The sequence below is a fragment of the Siminovitchia sp. FSL H7-0308 genome, assembly GCF_037980985.1.
GTDB classification, from domain to species: Bacteria; Bacillota; Bacilli; order Bacillales; family Bacillaceae_C; genus Siminovitchia; species Siminovitchia thermophila.
Genome location: NZ_CP150282.1, coordinates 3,752,636 through 3,773,603, shown reverse-complemented (window position 1 = coordinate 3,773,603; position 20,968 = coordinate 3,752,636). Strand labels below are relative to the sequence as shown.

Annotated in this window: 17 protein-coding genes and 1 pseudogene; 11 read left to right on the top strand and 7 right to left on the bottom strand. The window is 38.6% G+C overall.

The genetic code is table 11. From position 1 onward, the window contains the following. The first annotated feature begins 22 nt into the window (after positions 1 to 22). The 9 genes and pseudogenes from neuC to MHB50_RS17660 all read left to right on the top strand — a co-directional run bounded on the left by neuC (position 23) and on the right by MHB50_RS17660 (position 11,373). Positions 23 to 1,174, top strand: coding sequence for a UDP-N-acetylglucosamine 2-epimerase (gene neuC / locus MHB50_RS17700; protein WP_340084360.1), 1,152 nt, complete (start codon positions 23 to 25; stop codon positions 1,172 to 1,174). Then, complete coding sequence (locus MHB50_RS17695; RefSeq protein ID WP_339165019.1) at positions 1,167 to 1,874, top strand: acylneuraminate cytidylyltransferase family protein; 708 nt, start codon at positions 1,167 to 1,169, stop codon at positions 1,872 to 1,874. Before neuC ends, MHB50_RS17695 begins: the two co-directional genes overlap by 8 nt. Continuing rightward, positions 1,867 to 3,147: an oligosaccharide flippase family protein gene (locus tag MHB50_RS17690; protein WP_340084358.1), complete on the top strand. Its 1,281-nt coding sequence runs from the start codon at positions 1,867 to 1,869 to the stop codon at positions 3,145 to 3,147. Before MHB50_RS17695 ends, MHB50_RS17690 begins: the two co-directional genes overlap by 8 nt. A gap of 33 nt (positions 3,148 to 3,180) precedes the next feature. Continuing rightward, positions 3,181 to 3,413, top strand: a pseudogene (locus MHB50_RS17685) (NAD-dependent epimerase/dehydratase family protein); the annotation flags it as partial. 395 nt (positions 3,414 to 3,808) lie between these two features. Then, positions 3,809 to 5,101 carry a glucose-6-phosphate isomerase gene (locus MHB50_RS17680; protein WP_340085361.1) on the top strand — a complete coding sequence of 431 codons (1,293 nt, stop codon included), beginning with the start codon at positions 3,809 to 3,811 and terminating at the stop codon, positions 5,099 to 5,101. A gap of 1,705 nt (positions 5,102 to 6,806) precedes the next feature. Continuing rightward, positions 6,807 to 7,778: a UDP-glucose 4-epimerase GalE gene (galE, locus tag MHB50_RS17675; RefSeq protein ID WP_340084357.1), complete on the top strand. Its 972-nt coding sequence runs from the start codon at positions 6,807 to 6,809 to the stop codon at positions 7,776 to 7,778. 245 nt (positions 7,779 to 8,023) lie between these two features. Continuing rightward, entirely contained in the window at positions 8,024 to 9,340 is a 1,317-nt protein-coding gene (locus MHB50_RS17670) for a glucose-6-phosphate isomerase (RefSeq protein ID WP_340085360.1), read from the top strand. A gap of 55 nt (positions 9,341 to 9,395) precedes the next feature. Next, positions 9,396 to 11,135: a phospho-sugar mutase gene (locus MHB50_RS17665; protein ID WP_339165015.1), complete on the top strand. Its 1,740-nt coding sequence runs from the start codon at positions 9,396 to 9,398 to the stop codon at positions 11,133 to 11,135. 94 nt (positions 11,136 to 11,229) lie between these two features. Continuing rightward, positions 11,230 to 11,373, top strand: coding sequence for a hypothetical protein (locus MHB50_RS17660; protein WP_339165013.1), 144 nt, complete (start codon positions 11,230 to 11,232; stop codon positions 11,371 to 11,373). Between the two features lie 473 nt (positions 11,374 to 11,846). On the opposite strand, the gene MHB50_RS17655 is transcribed toward MHB50_RS17660, so the two are convergent. Genes MHB50_RS17655 through MHB50_RS17635 form a run of 5 tightly spaced genes read right to left on the bottom strand, consistent with a single transcriptional unit; the run spans position 11,847 to position 16,219 of the window. Next, positions 11,847 to 12,671, bottom strand: a complete 825-nt coding sequence (locus MHB50_RS17655) for a carbon-nitrogen hydrolase family protein (RefSeq protein ID WP_339165012.1) — start codon at positions 12,669 to 12,671, stop codon at positions 11,847 to 11,849. Between the two features lie 40 nt (positions 12,672 to 12,711). After that, positions 12,712 to 14,007: a TRAP transporter large permease gene (locus MHB50_RS17650; RefSeq protein ID WP_339165010.1), complete on the bottom strand. Its 1,296-nt coding sequence runs from the start codon at positions 14,005 to 14,007 to the stop codon at positions 12,712 to 12,714. Between the two features lie 3 nt (positions 14,008 to 14,010). Continuing rightward, complete coding sequence (locus tag MHB50_RS17645) at positions 14,011 to 14,493, bottom strand: TRAP transporter small permease subunit (RefSeq protein ID WP_339165008.1); 483 nt, start codon at positions 14,491 to 14,493, stop codon at positions 14,011 to 14,013. Between the two features lie 14 nt (positions 14,494 to 14,507). Continuing rightward, a complete protein-coding gene (locus MHB50_RS17640) occupies positions 14,508 to 15,533 on the bottom strand; it encodes a TRAP transporter substrate-binding protein (RefSeq protein WP_339165006.1) in 1,026 nt (341 codons plus the stop codon). Continuing rightward, positions 15,530 to 16,219 carry an RraA family protein gene (locus tag MHB50_RS17635; RefSeq protein ID WP_340084356.1) on the bottom strand — a complete coding sequence of 230 codons (690 nt, stop codon included), beginning with the start codon at positions 16,217 to 16,219 and terminating at the stop codon, positions 15,530 to 15,532. The genes MHB50_RS17640 and MHB50_RS17635 overlap by 4 nt, the downstream gene beginning before the upstream one ends. A 702-nt stretch (positions 16,220 to 16,921) precedes the next feature. On the opposite strand from MHB50_RS17635, the gene MHB50_RS17630 reads away from it, so the two are divergent. After that, positions 16,922 to 17,044 carry a hypothetical protein gene (locus MHB50_RS17630; protein ID WP_340084355.1) on the top strand — a complete coding sequence of 41 codons (123 nt, stop codon included), beginning with the start codon at positions 16,922 to 16,924 and terminating at the stop codon, positions 17,042 to 17,044. 268 nt (positions 17,045 to 17,312) lie between these two features. Here the strand turns inward: MHB50_RS17630 and erm are convergent, their stop codons facing one another. Next, a complete protein-coding gene (erm, locus tag MHB50_RS17625; RefSeq protein WP_340084354.1) occupies positions 17,313 to 18,161 on the bottom strand; it encodes a 23S ribosomal RNA methyltransferase Erm in 849 nt (282 codons plus the stop codon). Positions 18,162 to 18,960: 799 nt separating this feature from the next. Between erm and MHB50_RS17620 the strand changes: the two genes are divergently transcribed. Then, on the top strand, positions 18,961 to 19,749 hold the full coding sequence (locus MHB50_RS17620) for an MBL fold metallo-hydrolase (RefSeq protein ID WP_339164999.1): 789 nt from the start codon (positions 18,961 to 18,963) through the stop codon (positions 19,747 to 19,749). A gap of 263 nt (positions 19,750 to 20,012) precedes the next feature. On the opposite strand, the gene MHB50_RS17615 is transcribed toward MHB50_RS17620, so the two are convergent. Further along, a complete protein-coding gene (locus MHB50_RS17615; RefSeq protein WP_339164997.1) occupies positions 20,013 to 20,612 on the bottom strand; it encodes a class I SAM-dependent methyltransferase in 600 nt (199 codons plus the stop codon). Positions 20,613 to 20,968 lie beyond the last annotated feature (356 nt).

Here is a 20,968-nt window from a genome sequence, read left to right as displayed (position 1 = left end):
TTAGAATTGTTGAGGCGGTTATATGAAAAGAATTCTCTTTTTAACAGGAACTAGAGCAGATTATGGGAAAATTAAATCCTTAATGAAGAAAGTAGATAGTAGTCCCAATCTTGAACTTCATATATTTATTACAGGTATGCATATGCTTTCAAAATATGGCTCAACATGGAAGGAAATCGAAAAGGACGGCTTTCGAAATCTGTACCAGTTTGTGAACCAACAAACAAACTCCAAAATGGATATAGCATTAAGCAATACTATTTTAGGTTTAAGCAATTATGTTCATGAATTCAATCCGGATTTGATTGTTGTACATGGAGATAGGCTAGAGGCTCTGGCTGGCGCGATTGTGGGGGCTTTTAATAATATAAAAGTTGCTCATATAGAAGGTGGAGAGGTTTCTGGTACTATTGATGAATCTATTAGGCATGCCATAACAAAATTCTCTCATATCCATTTAGTTAGTAATGAAGAAGCGAAAAAAAGAATTGTTCAATTGGGAGAACTAGAAAAAAACATTTTCGTTATTGGTTCACCTGATATCGATGTCATGATGTCAGAGGATTTGCCGACTATCGAAAAGGTTAAAGAAAGATATGAAATTGAATTTGACAACTTTTCTATATTAATGTATCACCCTGTAACAACTCAAGTAGATCGACTACGTGATAATATTAAACACTTGGTAGATGCAGTTATTGAAAGTAACAAAAATTATGTTGTCATTTATCCAAATAATGATGAGGGTAGCAATATTATTTTAAATGAATACGATAGGCTTCACAACAATGATCGTTTTAAAGTTTTCCCTTCAATGAGATTCGAGTATTTTTTAACTTTATTAAAACATTGTGATTTTATTGTCGGTAATTCAAGTGCCGGAATAAGAGAAGCTGGGGTTTATGGTATCCCTTCCATTGATATAGGCAATAGACAGTTAGGAAGATATAATCCGAAGGTCTCCAAAAATATTGTTCATGTCGAGGAAGATAAATATGAAATTCTTAGAGCAATCAATTGTCGGGAAGGATCAAGGTTGTTTAGTTACACATTTGGTGATGGTAAAAGTGATGAACGATTTTTAAATATCTTAGAAAATGAAGACATATGGGATTTAGATATCCAGAAGCGCTTTATTGACATTAATATTATTGGTGATAAAGCTTATGTTTAATCATAAAACTTTTTTAGCAGTCATTCCGGCAAGAAGTGGAAGTAAGGGAATTCCAGGAAAAAACATCATCAAAGTAAATAACAAGCCTTTGATTCAGTATACAATTGAGGCAGCAAAGAATTCTAGATATATAGATAAAATTGTAGTCTCTACCGAAGATTCTTTAATTGCAGAAGTATCTATTAATTGTGGAGCGGAAGTCCCTTTTTTAAGACCGACACATCTAGCAAGTGATACTTCAAAAACAATTGATGTACTTATACATGTTGTTGAAGAGTTGAAAAAAAGGGGTTCTAGGTATGATTACATCGTTCTTTTACAGCCAACACAACCGCTAAGGCTCAGTCAACATATTGATGAGGCAATCGAGATGATTATTCAGAAACAGGAAGAAAGTTTGGTGAGTATTACAGAAGTTTCGGAACACCCTATATTAATGAGAACAATAAATGAAAGTGGAGAGACTAAAAATTTACTAGAATTGAATAGTACTTTAAGAAGGCAAGATTTCCCTAAATTTTATAAAGTAAATGGTTCAATCTATATAAATAAAATTAATGATAATTTCAACTCGAAAACCAGTTTGAATGACAATAAGATTGGCTACATTATGGATAAAAAGTATGATATTGACATTGATGAACCATTTGATTTAGAGGTTTTACAGCTGTTACTCAATGGAGGACGGACTTTTGAGTAAAGGTAACGGAATAAAATCATCTCTATTCGGCTCCGCGGGAATATACATGATTACTCAAGTTTTGAATGCGTCAATTCCATTTTTATTACTGCCAGTAATAACCAGGTATCTCTCCCCCGAAGAGTTTGGTATTTATTCAATGTTTAAAGTTGTATCGGGTCTGGTATTTTCAATAATAGGTATTGGGATAAACGGTGCTATAACAAGAGTATACTATGATAAAAACAAGGGGGAATTAGCCAGATACATAGCTAATTCCTTTTTGCTTGTTACTATAAATTCAATACTGATGTATCTTGTGTTTGGGTTATTTACTGACTTTATTAGCGATAAGACTTATATTCCTAACAATTGGTTATGGACTGTAATTCTAGTTTCCTACGGAAAAGTAATATTTCAAGCTACTTTAGTTATATGGCAAGTAGAAAATAAACCTTTTACTTATGGTGCCTTTCAAATTCTACAAACTACATTAAATTTCACTTTGAACTTATGGTTTATTATTTCTTTAAATTTAAATTGGACTGGTGCAATATTAGCAGAGACTATTGCATTCTTTGGATTTGGAATCTTGGGTTTCTTCTTTTTGTTAAAAAATAAGTGGTTAAAATTTAAGATAAGCATACAAGATATAAAACATATAATATCGTATGGATCACCCTTAATTCCTCATGTAGTCGGGATGTATGTTATAACAGCCAGTGATAGGTTTTTGATAACTGCATTAGTTGGAATTTCTGAAACAGGATTATACACGGTAGGCTACCAAATAGGTATGATTATCATGATATTGCAAGATTCCTTTAACAAGGCGTGGGTTCCTTGGCTTTTTTCAAAGCTTAAACAAAACAATGATTTTCTAAAGATAAAAATTGTTAAATTCACTTATATATATTTTGTAATAATTATTTTAGCAGCCCTAATTTTATACGCTTTGTCTCCAATCATATTACAAATTATGGCTGGACCAGCTTATCAAAACGCTAGTCAATTTATATTATGGCTTGGATTAGGCTATGCATTTAACGGAATGTATAAGATGGTTACAAACTATATTTTCTTTGATGGAAGAACGTATTATTTAGCTACTATTACATTTATTACTGCTGTCATTAATATTTTGATAAGCTACGCTTTAATTAAACTTAATGGGCCTATAGGAGCGGCTCAAGGTACAGCTATAAGCTATTTAATATCCTTTTTTCTAACTTGGTATTTTTCCAATGTGTTATATAAAATGCCTTGGTTTAATCTTAGTCAAAAAAATAATTAAATAGCTTTACTTTGTTTGGAAGGAGTCTATTAATTGATATTAGTTGTCGGTGGAGCGGGTTATATAGGAAGCCATTTAGTAAAAGAACTGGTGGAAAAAGAACAAGTAATCGTTTTAGATAATCTTTCAACCGGTCATCGTGAGGCAGTTGATCATCGAGCAGTTTTCTTCAAGGTGATTTGGGAGATGAGGAAAATTTAGAGTTTGTGTTTTCAAAGTACCCAATTAAAGCGGTCATGCATTTTGCGGCAAATAGTTTGGTAGGCGCGAAGGAGATCCAGCAATTTTAGTAGCATCTTCCCGAAAGATATACGAGGAGCTGGGGTGGAAGGCAGAGAAGAATTTAAAACAAATTATTGAAAGTGCATGGAATTAGCACCAAAATCAAAGGTATTAAAAACTATTGATAGTAAAAATAACAATCATTATCAATTAGTTCAATTAGTTTTAGATAAGAAATAGGTCTCCCAACGGTATGGTTGGGGTTGAAAAATTTAGGGGAGAATTAAGGATTGTAATACTAAGCAGTATATTATTGATATGCAGGGACGCTTGGCGCTTCGAATTAACTAACGATACATAGTTTTTAGCCGGAGGTGAGGGATTGTCTTATATCCACTTTGACTATTCGAAGACCCTTTCTATTTTGGAAGAACAAGAGATGATATTATTTCAGGAGTCAGTAGCACAAGTCCACGGTGAATTACACCGTCAATCAGCTCCAGAGGATTTTTTAGGTTGGATAGATTTGCCACAACAGTATGATCAGGTGGAGTTTGACCGCATCTTGTGGGTCGCTGAAAAAATAAAAAGTGATAGTGATATATTGCTCGTGATTGGTGTTGGCGGCTCGTATTTGGGGGCGCGTGCAGCTATTGAAATGCTGAACCATAGTTTTCGTGATATCCTCTCGAGTGACAAACGATCAGCGCCTCATATTGTATTTGTAGGGCATACGATCAGCTCTGCATATCTAGCAGATGTCATTGATATTCTCGAAGGCAAAGATTTCTCCATCAATGTGATCTCGAAATCGGGTACCACGACTGAGCCGGCGATTGCATTTCGGATTTTCCGGAAACTGCTTGAGGAAAGATACGGAAAAGAAGAAGCCCGAAAAAGGATCTATGCGACAACGGATCGGCAAAAAGGTGCGCTCAAAGCTTTGGCAGATACGGAAGGTTATGAAACATTTGTCATTCCTGATAATATCGGGGGACGTTATTCTGTATTGACTGCAGTGGGATTGCTTCCTATGGCTGTTAGCGGTATAGACATTCATACGATTATGCGTGGTGCTGGACATGCACTAGAGGATTGCAGTCATTTAGATCTTGAAAATAATATGGCTTATCAATATGCAGTCATCCGCAATATATTATACAACAAAGGAAAAACGGTTGAGATGCTCGTGCATTATGAACCCGGGATGAAGTATTTTGCTGAATGGTGGAAGCAGTTGTTTGGAGAGAGTGAAGGGAAAGAAGGAAAGGGTATTTTTCCGGCTTCGGCCCAATTTACTACAGATTTGCATTCTATCGGACAGTATATTCAAGAAGGCAGACGTGACTTGTTTGAGACGGTTATCAAAGTCAAGGGGCCTCAGCGGGATATTATGATTGAGTTGGATGAAAGTGATTTGGATGGGTTGAACTATTTGGCTGGGCGTTCAGTGGATTACGTTAATATGAAAGCCTTTGAAGGCGCACTGCTGGCCCATACGGATGGCGGTGTTCCGAATATGGTGATTGAAATTCCGGAAATGGATGCCTATTCTTTTGGCTATCTCGTTTATTTTTTCCAAAAAGCATGTGCGATGAGTGGCAAGTTATTGGGTGTCAACCCGTTTGACCAGCCGGGAGTGGAAATGTATAAGAATAATATGTTCGCACTGCTTGGCAAGCCAGGTTATGAGGAAAGAAAGGCTGAACTAGAAAAGCGAACAACAATCTAAAGTATGATTAACATTATTAATATTAATAGATTTAAACTTTAAGTGTATCTTTCTGCATTTTTGAGAAATGATTTTACATTTATGTATGGAGATTAAATGTGGACCATTGGCTAAAGAGACTCTTACAAGATGAATATCGTGATCACCACTAACCTGAAGATTGGACGGTGGCCCTATCTTTGGTGATCCGATGCATTTATTGCTTTTTATCGGTGGCATCTATCGTTCCAAAGAATTGTTATTGCATGCCGGTATTGGGAATGCTGGTTAGCCATGCTTCTATTCTTATTTATAAAACGCCTTTTCCCAAAAAGGAGAGTCTCTTTCGAAGGTATGATGATTTTAAATTCAACACGAGAAAGGTATGGGGGATATAACATGCCCAAGCAATACGACCCATTAGCCTGTTAATTCAGCAGAAACACTTCAGGCATGGCTATCGCGTAATATAATACCTTGATTCAACGAGTTTCTATAGATATTTTGATCGTTTATGGGTAATGATTAACGAAGTCTTCCCACGGGCAATCCAAGTTCACGGAATTTATGAAGACAAAGAACATTTACGTGAATTAGTTCTATTTGAAAGAAAGTGAAGATCCCCTAACTAAAGCGTTTATTAGTCGCCTTCTCACCGATTTTCCCTCTACATTCTAGCCATGTTCGCTTTAGGAAAGCATTAGTTTTATGGAGTGTCATGTCAACCGTTTAATATTGCCAAAAACTCGGCATTCGTTTGGAAGGCCCTCTTAAGATCCTCAGGGAAGCAGCTCTCAAAAACAAGTAGAATATCAGGATTCATTGACGGATCGTCATTGAAGGAAAACTTGGAGAGGGCAAGTGGGTTTATAGGTTTGATCTTCGTTCAAACGCGTCTCCAATAGATAGATAAGTGAACCAGTCATTGCCCTCCTTCTTTCTCGTCATAAATCTTGAAGGTTCTGCGGGATACCTTTTTGCCAGTTGTTCATTCCAAATTTATTTATATTTTAAAACCCAAAATCGTATTTTTTTATTAAATACTATAGGCTGTTTAGGATTCCCATATATGGCAAAAAGAATGTAAGCCTTTACACACAATACCTTTCACTTTGCAAACCATATTATATCTTGCTTTGAATTTATGGTTTTTAATTTCTTCAAATTTGAATGGGGCTAGTGTAATATTAGTAGAGGAATGAATATTATAGGTTTTTGATAACTGCATTATTTGGAATTTCTGAAACAAGATTATATACTATAGGATAACAAATAGGTATACCTATTAAAAAAATTCCGTTAAAATGGCTTCGCTTCCCTTTTTAAAAAACAATAATTTTCTATAGGAGAAAATTGTTAAATTCACCTATATGCATTTTTGTTATAATTGTTTTAGTAGCCCTAATTTTATACACTGGATTGGACAAGGGCTATGCATTTAACGGAATCTATAAGATAGTTACAAACTATATTTTCTTTGATGGAAGAACGTATTATTTAGCTAGCTACTATTACATTTATTACTGCTGTCATTAATATTTTGATAAGCTACGCTTTAATTAAACTTAATGGGCCTATAGGAGCGGCTCAAGGTACAGCTATAAGCTATTTAATATCCTTTTTTCTAACTTGGTATTTTTCCAATGTGGTTTATAAAATGCCTTGGTTTAATCTTAGGCAAAAAAGTAATTGAATAGCTTTACTTTGTTTGGAAGGAGTCTATTAATTGATATTAGTTGTCGGTGGAGCGGGTTATATAGGAAGTCATTTAGTAAAAGAACTAGTGGAAAAAGAACAAGTAATCGTTTTAGATAATCTTTCAACCGGTCATCGTGAGGCAGTTGATCATCGAGCAGTTTTTTTTCAAGGTGATTTGGGAGATGAGGAAAATCTAGAGTTTGTGTTTTCAAATTACCCAATTAAAGCGGTCATGCATTTTGCGGCAAATAGTTTGGTAGGGGAATCAGTAATCAATCCAATGAAGTATTATGAAAATAATGTTTCTTCTACACTTACTCTTTTAAGAGTAATGCTAGATCATAATGTTAACAATTTCATTTTTTCCTCGACAGCTGCTACATATGGAGTTCCGAATGTCGATATTATAAATGAAACTATGCAAACTTTACCTATAAATCCGTACGGAAGATCAAAATTAATGATTGAACAGATTCTTCAAGATTACTCAAAAGCATATAATCTAAACTATATCGTATTAAGGTATTTTAATGCAGCAGGAGCTGATGAATCTGGACATATAGGGGAGAGCCATGAGCCGGAAACTCATTTAATTCCCGTAATTCTTCAGCATTTGGCAGGAAAAAGAGATAAAATTTCCATTTTTGGTTCAGATTACAACACACCAGACGGTACTTGTATTCGGGATTATATTCATGTTACAGATATAGCAAATGCTCATATCCACGCATTAAATTCTTTGCTTAATGGAACAAATAAAACGGCAATATACAACCTTGGGAATGGGCTTGGTTATTCGGTCAAGGAAATAATTGAAACTTGTGAGACAGTAACAGGATTAAAAGCAAATGTTGAAATAACTGATAGGCGCGAGGGGGATCCAGCAATTTTAGTAGCATCTTCCCGAAAGATATACGAGGAGCTGGGGTGGAAGGCAGAGAAGAATTTAAAACAAATTATTGAAAGTGCATGGAATTGGCACCAAAATCAAAGGTATTAAAAACTATTGATAGTAAAAATAACAATCATTATCAATTAGTTTTAGATAAGAAATAGGTCTCCCAATGGTATGGTTGGGGTTGAAGAATTAAGGATTGTAATACTAAGCAGTATATTATTGATATGTGCAGGGACGCTTGGCGCTTCGAATTAACTAACGATACATAGTTTTTAGCCGGAGGTGAGGAATTGTCTTATATCCACTTTGACTATTCGAAGAGCCTTTCTTTTTTGGAAGAACAAGAGATGGTATTATTTCAGGAGTCAGTAGCACAAGTCCACGATGAATTACACCGACAGTCAGCTCCAACAGAGGATTTTTTAGGTTGGATAGATTTGCCACAACAGTATGATCAGGTGGAGTTTGACCGCATCTTGTGGGCCGCTGAAAAAATAAAAAGTGATAGTGATATATTGCTCGTGATTGGTGTTGGCGGCTCGTATTTGGGGGCGCGTGCAGCTATTGAGATGCTGAACCATAGTTTCCGTGATATCCTCTCGAGTGATAAGCGATCAGCGCCTCATATTATATTTGTAGGGCATACGATCAGCTCTGCATATCTAGCAGATGTCATCGATATTCTCGTAGGCAAAGATTTCTCCATCAATGTGATCTCGAAATCGGGTACCACGACTGAGCCGGCGATTGCATTTCGGATTTTCCGGAAACTGCTTGAGGAAAGATACGGAAAAGAAGAAGCCCGAAAAAGGATCTATGCGACGACGGATCGGCAAAAAGGTGCGCTCAAAGCTTTGGCAGATACGGAAGGTTATGAAACGTTTGTCATTCCTGATAATATCGGGGGACGTTATTCAGTCCTTACAGCTGTGGGGCTGCTTCCGATAGCTGTGAGCGGGATAGACATTAGAATGATGATGAGCGGTGCGGCTCAAGCCATGGAGGATCTTGGAAAGCCCGAACTCATGCAAAATACCGCCTACCAGTACGCGGTCATCCGCAATATATTATACAACAAAGGAAAAACGGTTGAGATGCTCGTGCATTATGAACCCGGGATGAAGTATTTTGCTGAATGGTGGAAGCAGTTGTTTGGAGAGAGTGAAGGGAAAGAAGGAAAGGGTATTTTTCCGGCTTCGGCCCAATTTACTACAGATTTGCATTCTATCGGACAGTATATTCAAGAAGGCAGACGTGACTTGTTTGAGACGGTTATCAAAGTCAAGGAGCCTCAGCGGGATATTATGATTGAGTTGGATGAAAGTGATTTGGATGGGTTGAACTATTTGGCTGGGCGTTCAGTGGATTACGTTAATATGAAAGCCTTTGAAGGCGCACTGCTGGCCCATACGGATGGCGGTGTTCCGAATATGGTGATTGAAATTCCGGAAATGGATGCCTATTCTTTTGGCTATCTCGTTTATTTTTTCCAAAAAGCATGTGCGATGAGTGGCAAGTTATTGGGTGTCAACCCGTTTGACCAGCCGGGAGTGGAAATGTATAAGAATAATATGTTCGCACTGCTTGGCAAGCCAGGTTATGAGGAAAAAAAGGCTGAATTGGAAGAGCGTTTAGAAAACTCTATTCCCACTCAAGTGTTATAAATAGCTCAGGAACATAGATCTTGAGTTTTATTTTTTTGGAAAGGATTTTGAACTTATGGCGTGGAGATCAAAGGTAGACCATTGGCTAAAGAAGCTGCCACAAGGTGAAGGTTTGCGGGACCAATTGGTTTCTCTTCTCGAAGATGAAAAGCATCTTGAGGACTGCTTTTATAAGGAATTGGAATTTGGTACGGGCGGGATGCGCGGTGTTCTTGGGCCTGGTACGAATCGGATGAACATGTATACCGTGCGAAAAGCGGCGGCCGGCCTTGCCCGATATATCGTCCAACAAGGAGAGGAGGCTATGGGGCGTGGTGTGGTCATCTCTTATGATTGTCGGCGCATGTCCCCGGAATTTGCCTTGGAAGTAGCGAAAACTGTTGGACATTATGGCGTAAAGGCCTATTTGTTTGATGAGTTGCGCCCAACCCCGTTTCTATCATTTGCTGTTCGGTATTTGAATGCTTATGCGGGTGTCATGATCACGGCGAGTCATAACCCGCCTGAATATAATGGTTTTAAAGTTTACGGCGAAGATGGCGGTCAATTGCCGCCGGAGGCGTCTGAAACAATTATCGGCTATATTCGTGAAATTGAATGTGAACTGACGTTGGAAGTGGCCGTTGAGAAAGATTTGTTGGAAAAAGGTTTGCTTACTTATATAGGCGACAATATCGACCGGGCTTATTTGGATCAGCTTGTTTCCATTCAGGTCAATCGGGATGTGGTTGAAAAAGCGGGGAAAGACTTGTCCATTGTATTTACCCCGCTTCATGGGACTGCCAATTGGCCGGTGAGAGACGGATTGGCCGCTTTTGGTTTCCAGCATGTCACGGTCGTGAAGGAGCAAGAGCTGCCGGATCCTGATTTTTCAACAGTAACGTCGCCAAATCCCGAGGAACATGCGGCTTTTGAATGGGCCATTCGTTACGGTGAAGAGGTTGGGGCGGACATCTTGCTTGGAACTGATCCGGATGCCGATCGTCTTGGCGTTGCCGTGAAAAATGGGGAAGGAAAGTATGTCGTCCTTACAGGCAACCAGACGGGGGCCTTAATGTTGCATTATTTACTTGAACAAAAAGTGGGCAAATTGCCCGATAATGGCATCATGATCAAAACAATTGTTACTTCGGAAATGGGCAGGGCGATTGCCTCCAGCTTTGGTGTAAAAACGCTCGATGTCCTGACAGGCTTTAAGTTTATTGGTGAAAAGATCAAGGAGTTTGAGCAGTCGAGAGAGCACACCTTCCTATTTGGATATGAAGAAAGTTATGGTTATTTAATAGGCGACTTTGTCCGTGACAAAGATGCTGTTCAATCCGCTGTATTTGTCGCAGAAGTTGCAGCTTATTACAAAGCCCAAGGAAAATCATTGTACGACGGTTTAATAGAACTGTATAAAAAATATGGCTATTATCAGGAATCACTCCAGTCGATCACTTTAAAGGGAAAAGATGGGGCCGAGCAAATCATCCGTATCCTGGAATCATTCCGGAATGACCCGCCAACAAGTATCAACGGCATTACGGTCATTGAGGCAGAGGATTATGAAAAGAGTGAGTGTTTCCATGTCGAAACCGGTATGAAGGCTCTCATACAGCTTCCCAAGTCCAATGTTTTAAAATTTAAATTGGGTGACGGCTCTTGGTTTTGTGTCAGGCCATCGGGAACTGAGCCAAAATGTAAGTTTTATTTTGGCGTGAAGGGTAAAACGATGGGCGAGGCTCATGAGAAGTTGAAAGCGTTGGAGAGCGCAGTGATGAATAGAGTAGAGGCTTTAGTAGAGAGTAAATGATTATATCCCGGGACCATATGGTTCCGGGTTCTTTGGCAACCTTTCAATTCATCCAAGACCAAATAAAAGAAATTGTTTCATAGGAGTGGGCGATATGAGTGATAAAAAACAAAGGCTTTTAAGAGAGGCATTGCAACAGATTTACCAAAAAGGGCAGGAAGAAGGAGCGTCGCTTAACGGATTGCTTGCTGAAGCAGGAGAGGTTCTCCGTCCTTTATTAAACAATAATCAGAACTAACCTGTATTTAAGAAAAATATAGGTAACATGCCAGGTAACAGCTGAGAAGCGGGGGATTTGTAAAACGACGCTGTCAATTTTCGCTTTCTTTTACCCTCTGTTCAAACAAATGAAGAGTCGCTTTTTTGATGGCTAACCGGCGAGTTCGAGCGATTCCTTTGCCGGTGAAAAAGGCTTCCGCATACTTCTTTCCATATAGTTTCTATGCCCATCCCGCCAATTGTCACCGTTGAAATATCCCGAATTTTTAAACCCAGTCGCTTTTCTTTGATTTAAAATACAATTTTTCACGACGGTACGCATTTGCAAGCCATTTTGATGTAGAGCTTCCTCAATGCAAAAAAATCCCCGGATGTTGAACTGCTCCAATAATTAGCCACCATCTAATCATTGGGGTCACCTCAATGTTCGGGGATCGCAATAAAAGAGAGGGTTATAGTCTGACAGCTTTCACTAAACGGAAGGTGACATTCTTACATTACAGGCATTCTGTCATAGTATTCCGGCCTTCGATGTCCAAAGCAAGGAATGCTTTCTCTGACAGCCTGGACGATATCTTCTTGGATGTCTGCTATGATCACTCCTTCTTGTTCTGATGCCCGGGCAATCACTGTTCCCCACGGATCAATGATCATGCTGTTCCCATAACTTTCCTTTCCGGGCAAGTAGCTTCCGAATTGACCGGCGGCTATGACGTAGCATTGATTTTCAATGGCCCTTGCTCTTACAAGTGCTTCCCAGTGGAGCATCCCTGTATATCGTGTAAATGCTGCCGGGATAAATAAGATTTTGGCGCCATGTAATGCATAATTTCTATAAAGCTCCGGAAAGCGCAGATCGTAACAAATACTCAATCCCGCTTTTCCGAAAGGGAGCTGAACCATTGTCGGATTTTCGCCGCTTTCAATCGTGTTTGATTCTTTGTATGAGGATATTCCTTTGATTTCAATATCAAATAAATGAATTTTTCGATATTTATTAAGGATTTTTCCTTCGGGATCAATGACAAAACTGGTATTATAAGATTTTTCCTCATTACACCTTTCGACTATGCTGCCAACGTGTATATAAAGGCGGTGTCGTTTGGCCAATTCTATGAACAATGTTGTGGTTTCACCCTCAGGTATCTGTTCGGCATGGGTGTTTTTCTCATGATCTTCTCCCAAAAAATTGCAATACTCGGGTAAAGAAACAAGCTCAGCCCCATTTTGAGCGGCTTGACTGATAAAACCGGAAATGGTTTGTAAATTTTTTTCTTTATCCGACTTGGAATTTAACTGAATGACTGCAACCTTCATGAATAGCTCCTCCTAAAAAATCGTTATTTTCATTAGTGAATTACGAACTATAGAGTGAATCCAACATACCCGGCAACCAAAGAGACAGTTGGGGGAAATAAGTAAGGATCACAAGTGTTATGAGTAATGGCACGTACAGTGGCAATAGATTTTTTACAACTTCTTCGATGGATACATCACCAACCCGGCTAATGACGTATAGCCCCAAACCTACTGGAGGGGTAATCATTCCCAACAAGAGGTTGTATGACATAACAATGCCAAAATGCATGCGATCAATTCCCAAACTATCAATAATTGGCAGTAAAATGGGCAGCATGATTAATTTGATCGGGATTCCTTCCATAATACAACCAAGAATGAGTAACAATAGATTGATGATCAACAGCATCATATATTTATTTTCCGTTAAAGAAAGCAGAAAGTCGGATAGCAAGTAAGGCAGCTGCTCTGCCGATATAATCCAGCCCATCGCCGTTCCGACGCCAATTAAAAACATGATAAGCGCTGTTGAACCAACGCTTGCATTTAGTGCTTCTTTTAACGATTGCCATTTTAACTCTTTGTATATAACCGAGCAAAATAGCGAATAGATAACCGCGATGGCTCCAGCTTCTGTCGGAGTAACAACGCCCCCCAACATACCTCCCAGGATCACGATTGGAGCAAGCAACGCAAAAAATCCATTTTTAAATGTACTAACGAGTGATTTCGTTGAAAAAGGTTCAGGCACCGGGGCTACAATGGAGCCCCGGATTGCGCCTGCGTATACGTAAATGGCCAGTACAACGGCTATGAGAAGCCCGGGGATAATTCCGGCAAGAAACAACTTCTCAACGGAAACTTCCGCCAAATAAGCATATACGATTAATGGTACGCTCGGAGGTATAATGGCCCCTATTACCGATGATGCGAGGGTTAGTGATGCACTGAAAGGTTTTTCATAACCTTTTTCCGCCATTGCCTTCATTTCGATAGCCCCGAGCCCTGCTTGATCTCCAACCGCCGTTCCGGATATTCCTGCAAAAATGACGCTGGCAAAAATATTGACTTGAGCTAGTCCGCCGCGTATGTGGCCAATCAGAGCATTGGAAAAATCGAAAATTCTTTGCGTAATACCTGCCGAGTTCATCAAGTTACCGGCGATAATAAATAACGGAATGGAAAGAAGGGTATAGCCTTTCATTCCTTCCACTAACTGTAATGAAAGAACATCCAATGTGTAGCCGCCCAATAATAAAGCCGCCAGGGTGGATAACGCCATGGAAAAAGAAACCGGAAAGCCGATGGCCAACAACATGAGAAATACGGCGAACAATGTGACAGCCAATATCATGACTTATCCCCCTTCCTGCAACTTGCCTGCTTTAAGAGCTGACATCATTTGATAACCGGACACTAAAACAACCAGTGCCAGTAACAAGACCAACGGCGCATAGAACCATGCTGTCGGCGCTTTCATAATAATCGTCGTTTTGTCCAGATGGTTGATCGTTAGATTCACGGAAAAGAATAACATCACAATGGATGTCATCATTAAAAGAATATAATTCGTCACATTGACGATTTTTCTTTTGAAAGGATCAAGTTTATCAATCAAGAATGTGATTGAAATATCCTGACGGTCAACGACCAATTTGCCAAATCCCAGAAAGGTAATCCAGCAAATGAGAATAGAAAATAATTCTTGGGACCAAATAATGGAACTGCTGAAGAAATATCTGCAAACTATTTCAATAGATAGAATACCAATCAAGGCCAATAAACAAAGAAATGCAATGGCCAAGTACACATTAGCCACAAATTGAATGATTTTGCCCATGTGTTTCACCTTCACTATTCAATCGATTTGATTTGTTCAATATACCCTTTGGGAAATGCTCCGCTTTCCTCCACTTTTTGATGAAAACCGGAAAAGGCTTCTGCCCATTCTTCTTTGTCGATTTCATAAATTTCTATTCCATGTTCCTCTTTCATTAATGCCAAATGTTTTTCCACTTCATCTTCCAATAGCTTTGCAGCTTCCTCTCCGGCTTCGTTTGCCGCATCAATCAGGATGTCTTGATGCTCTTTGGAAAGCTTAGAGAATTTTTCTTCGCTTATGGCAATGACAATGTCCTGCGGATATTCATCAATGATCGTCATATAGGGAGCCACTTCCGTAAACTTCATCGACCAAACGAGGGAAATGGGCGATACAACTGCCTCCACTAAATTTTGCTTCAAGGCCAAATACGTTTCTGTCCATGCCACGACAGTAGGATTGGCACCAACAGACTCGTAGGCTTGTGAATAAAATTCCGATTCAAAGGAACGGATTTTTAGCCCTTTTAAATCATTAACGGATTTTATAGGTTTCTTTGATAATAAAACCCTGTAAGGTCCCCGCACGAAGTTCCTTTCTGTATTTAAAAATCGAATCCCTTCGGAGTTGAGCTTTTTTTGAATGTCTTGTCCCATTTCTCCCGTATTAAATTTTTGGAAGTGTTCAAAGTCCCTAAACAGAAAGGGAATGCTGCTAACTTGCACTCTGGAATCAAAATCATCGAAATAGGTCTCTCCCTCTGCATACATATCCTGGGTACCAAGCAACATATTATCAATTTGTGTTTTTCCTTTTCCCAGTAGTTCGGCCGGATATATGTCGATAATGACTTCACCATTGCTTTTTTCTTTTACCAGATCGGCAAAGATGTTAAATCCCTTTCCTTCAACAGATTCGTCCGGCATTTTCGTTCCGAGCTTTAGTTTTATCGGCTTATTGGAAGCCTTTTTATCTTTAGTAGAGGCTGAATCAGTTCCGCAGCCACTGATTATCATCATGAAGGATAATAAAGTGATCATAAAAGCTTTTATTCTCATCTTTCATTCTCCTTGAACTCTTCATCATATAAAGCGATTAATTGATCTGCTTTCGTCATACTGCTTAAAGTCTTTCCAGCGTCGAGCATCTGTTTGAATTTGGGTTCGTTTCTTTCGCTCAATTCCGCTTTTTCCAAAATGCTTTGGTAATTCAAGTCCTGAGGGAGTACTAGTACTCCGTTATCATCTGCTATGATGAAGTCCCCAGGCTTTACTGCAACCCCGCCACACTGAATGGTTGTGTTGATTTCACCGCTTATTCCATAAAGCTTGGTCGTGATGGGAGAAAGCCCGGTGGCAAAAACAGGCAGCCCGATTTCACGGAGCGCTTGAATGTCTGTACATGGCCCATCAATAATAATTCCTGCGACTTTCCTGGTATTTGCGGCATAGACAACCATTTCACCAACACACGCATGCTTCGTATCCCCGGTCCGATCAATTACGATCACATCTCCTTCTTGTGCAAGACTGACCGCTTTGTGGACCATCGTTGAATCGTTTGAATTCGTTTTCACCGTAAAAGCGGTGCCTACGACCTTGACATCTTGTAACATAGATCGAATCCGGCAATCCATAAAACCATAATGCAAATGATGGCCAATCGTTGCCGGCTCCACCATTTCAAATTGTTTTCTCATGGCAGGCGTTAATTGTTTGTTTGCGACACGGTTTAAGATTTTCATAATCATCTATCCTCCTGATCGTATTTTGTAATAAACATTCGAGACAGTGGTTATTGGCCGATACAGATACGCGTGTCTATCACCTCCCTAAAAATACCCATCATTAATGATCTGAATATTCAGTCAATAAAAGTTACGCTACTTTAGTGGTTTGTTTTTTCACGGCTAGGTGCTTATTATAAATTGAAGCACCCGAACAACTCTTTTTAGACAGGTATATCCGTCCCCAACTCATTTCTGCTAACGGAATTTAAGCGCTTGCTGCAAAGCTTTTACTTTAGATGTAGAGGCTTTCGTTGTTCTTGTTGACCCTTCTCATTATTGATACGTTATGCAAGCAGAAGGTGAGCTATAATTGAATAATAGGCTCAATGATTGAGATTACTTTATCTATGTTTGAGGTCACTTTTTTACATCCCCCCTTTTGAGAAATTCTTCATAGAAATCCTGTAACAATGAGTGCCTCAATGTTACATCATATTATATTGAATTAAATTCAATATGTCAACGAAAAGTTTAAATAAACGGAATGTTTATGTTTGAGGGCTTGAATGATACGCCATAATGGGGGAAAGCGTAGATTGTAAGGACACACTTTTACCCAGGGCGACTAAAACCACGACCTCTCATTCTTCTATAAAATTCACTGACACTGCTGGAAGTGCTTACAATATGTTCAGCTAAAAATTGGGAGGAGAAAGTATGAATCTCTCATATAAAGAGCTATTTAATAAGTGGGAAGCCTTTATGGGGGATATGCTCCATTTATTGTTAAGAAGAGATTATGTTTGTCGAGGAAAAATATATTTCCCTTGGCTTGGATGAAGAAAAGGTGGGGGAAATATTCATTCTTTTGGACAAACGTTCATGTCAGCAACCATTTGAGGTCTTAGTTGAGCTGAAATGAATAAAAGCACTATTCCCATTCAATGGGGCAATATATCACAGAGGGAATCCGGTGGAGTTGTTGACTCCACCTGGAAACAATAGTCATCGTCAAATTCCTTCATGTCGATACTTTTACGCTCAAGGTTCAGGTAATCCACTTTCTTGTTCTTTATGGGGAACGAAATCTTTCAGACTTCAAAAATGGTTACATTTCGCGTTTTTTTATCTTTGGCCATCTGAATTTCGGAACATATCTTACCATTGTTTCAAATATCAATCCCCATCCCTGTTCCGATAACGCCGCAACTGGAATCTCGTTCTTTAGTCGAAGATTTCTCTTTAAATTTTTTATTTGAGGTGGTGTAAATATACCTCCTAGTGCTATATCTATAGATGATTGTGGATTTCTAAGCACATAATTGGCCAGTCCCCAAAAGATTAAATAATCGGTAATGGGTACAAGGGGCCTTACCTTTCTATTTATCGTAATTATAGCGGAATCTACACTTGGCGGTGGAGAAAAGTTGTCTCTCGAAATCGTTTTAATATACCGAATATCAAACCACATTCTCCAAGCAATCACATATGGATCTTTCACAATACTTGATGTAAATCTTTTAGCTGCACCTTTTTCCATCACAATAACACCTCTTTGAAAACCGCTTGAGGGTTTATTCAGAAGCATTTTCATAATTGGAGTTGTGATGGCATATGGAATATTTGAAACAACTACATAAGGCTCTCGAGGTAATGAAATGTTTAATAGGTCTTGCTCTATGATCACTGTGTTTTTCAATTTAAGTTGTTTTAATTTCTTTACAAACGTTCGATCGTATTCAACAGCGAGCACCTTTCTTGCACGATTACTTAAAATATTTGTAATTGCTCCTTTTCCGGCTCCCAACTCTAATACAAGATCACTTTCCAATATATGTGCAATGTTTACAATATCACGCAGCAAACGTTTGTTATGCATCAAATGTTGCCCACTAAAGTTTGGAGGTTTCCCAGTGGGAAACTTTCTATGTTGATGCTTTTTCCATCTTTTTGTCATGATTCTAACAATCCTTTCCTTGCAATAATTGACCGTTCAAGTTCTGATCGCAAAAAAGCCACAGACATGGGCGTCTGTGGCTTCCAGTAAACGGAATCAATTAATTTAGCAGAAAGACAAAAAGACATAGAGATATTGTAAACAACGAAACAGCACAAAATAGGCCTTTTTTCGTTCAAAAAAGCTAAATCAATTTTCTCACAACAATAAAAGGGAAAGATTGAATAATCAGTCTTCCCACTCAATTAAGAAGAAAATGTGAATAAAGATTGTTAAAAATGAGCAGACTTATCCCGCTTACTCTGTCAGCGAAAACAGAGCCTTTGAACGTATTAAATTACTAGTTCAAAGCACGGAAAATAATAATTCCACCCATAGCTTTTTAACAATCCTCCTTAGTTTGGTTACATTACACACAATATACATTATAATTCCAGTTTTTGATGAAGTCAAAGTTAATGAAAACAATCCTTGTTACTGGCAGATTTGAAGACATTTTTTTGTCCGATTTAAAAGATGTCCCTAAAAATTTATATTAACGTAGTGACAAAAATTGTCATGATGCTATCAATGCCACTCGAGCCAGAAAGTGCCCATTCTTCCGGTAAAAAAGCAAGAAGATCTATAATCTTGGTCCGATTTGTTGATATGCAGGAGACAAGGTGAACAAACTGAAGCCGTTCGTGGCTTTTTGCCTATTGCTATCAGCATTCATTGAACAATCGGGCAGAAAAAAGGCTTTTAGCATACAAACAGAGAAATACTTTTAATAGAAGATCTTAGGAAGGGGAATTAATAAATGGTTGAGTTAAGAGATTCCTGGTTTACAGTACAGCAAATAGATGATACTACATTCGCTATTAGTGAGTATGGACATTGGGAAAAAGTCCATTCTTATTTATTAATTGGTGAGGAGAAAGCCGCATTAATTGATACGGGGTTAGGAATTGATCATATAAGAAGGATTACAGACCAGTTGACCAACTTACCAATTATTGTGTTGACAACACATGTTCATTGGGATCATATTGGAAGTCACGGTGAATTTAAAGATATTTATGTACATAAAGATGAAGCAGACTGGCTGATAAATGGCATTAAAAAACTACCCATCGAACAAATCAGGAAAGATGTAAGTCGAGGTATTACAAAACCAACGCCAAAATCATTTAATCCAGATACATATAAACCCTTTCAGGGTCATCCCACAGGTTTGTTAGCTGATAGAGATGAGATAGAGATAGGAAACAGAAAATTGATTATTTACCATACTCCCGGGCATTCTCCAGGACATATTTCCATTTTTGACCATAGTAAAGGCTATTTATTTACTGGTGATCTGCTTTATGATGAAACTCCGGTGTATGCTTTTTTCCCAACAACTGACCCTGTGGAGTTAGTACAATCATTAAAGAAAATAACCAACATTTCCAATGTAACAAAGATTTTTGGTGGACATAATACAGTAGGTCTTGATGCAAGTATTTTACAAGAAGTAAAAAATGCAGTTAAAGAGCTTGAAGAAAAAGACCTTGTAAGATTCGGAACTGGCATTCATATGTTCAACGGTTTTAGTGTGCAATTTTAATTGGGTTGTGAGTATTTTTCTAACCAAATGCTCTTTGTTTACGAATCATTCTATTTTTAGCTTAGAATTTATAAGATATTTGTGAGATTCATTGGCTATTTCCCTAGTATATTGACGTTTTGCATTGGTATATCTGTTATAGTATTCAAACAGCAGCAATTACTTTGGTTGGAGGAGAACAGATTGAACGGGCCTTTGCACTTTTATTAATTCCTTAAGTCGAACTCCAAGGAGCTCCGGCCCGCGGAGTTTTCAGGCGAGTTCTATTTAACTGCCGTGACAGTAACCGCAAGTTCAGGAGGAATATTCTTATAGGAACATTCGATGTGACGAAAGCCACTTGATTGAAGATCCCGTTTAATCTGATCCCCGAATTTTTTTGTTCTGCCAAGTTGAGCATCTTCCTGCCTCGGCTGCATGGTAATAACAATTCTGCCTTCCTTTACCATTGCCCGATGAATATTGGTCAGGATCTCCAGCTGTGCGTCCCATAGCGTATAATTATTTACAGACAGTACTTTATCATATCGATTGGGAGGAAGACTTCTTTCCTCTATATCGCCAACGAACAGATTTACTTTCTGTTCTGCCATTTCTTCTTTCAGTTTTTTGCTGGCCAATTCTTTCATATCCTCTGACACATCGATCCCATCTACGACCACTTTTTCGTGGCGGTTCAATAAATAAGAAATGCCATAGCCCGGCCCATAACCGATTTCAAGAATACGCTCTCCCGGCTTGATATTTAGTTGATTTACAGCCCATTCATTCAGCTCACGGTTTTCCAAATCCATTATTTTACCTGCTATTTTACCGATGATTCCATTCGGTTCTTTGAAATTTTCTTTGATCGACTCAAACAATATTTTCTCCTCCCTGCCGTTCAACGGTACATATCTTCTACAAGAAAATTTCCCCGAAAAACGCACAGCCAAACCACAACTGCAAACATCGAATGAGAGATGAGAAAGCTAGAAAAAAATGCATGCTGGATCAGCCCGGGAAGATATTCCTTGGAAATCAAAGAAGAAGAAATGCAGTCAATTGATTATATGAAGAGAAGGAGCGTGGATAGGCAGCTGAAGAGTTGTTTATTGAAAATAGAATGAGGATGGTTTTTGTCCGGTTTTTCTTACCTATCTAAAGCTCCATGAAGAAGAGGAGGAAAAACTGGATGAAGGAAGTGAGAAAGCTAACCGGAAGCGGAAGAAATATTGGA